The sequence below is a fragment of the Xenorhabdus littoralis genome, from assembly GCF_033949345.1.
Lineage (GTDB): Bacteria > Pseudomonadota > Gammaproteobacteria > Enterobacterales > Enterobacteriaceae > Xenorhabdus > Xenorhabdus littoralis.
Genome location: NZ_VCDP01000232.1, coordinates 1 through 205, shown reverse-complemented (window position 1 = coordinate 205; position 205 = coordinate 1). Strand labels below are relative to the sequence as shown.

1 pseudogene is annotated in these 205 nt (G+C 54.1%); it reads right to left on the bottom strand.

Annotated features, from left to right (window positions below):
* Positions 1-205: pseudogene (locus FE394_RS19430) on the bottom strand (phage tail protein); the annotation flags it as partial.

Genomic DNA, 205 nt, shown 5'->3' with positions numbered 1-205 from the left:
TCAGGACAACATCGTGATCCAGTTCCTTGTCGTTGATTTTGCGGGTGAGCGGGACTTTGCTGTTTGCCCGTATAAGGGCCTCTTCGGCCAGCCCTTTGAGTGGTTGGATCAGGATGTCTGTTTCCAGCTGGCTATAGGCATTGACATCGGCGGCGGTCAGGACAACATCGTGAGTCAGCTCGTTGCCGTTGATCCTGCGGGTTAA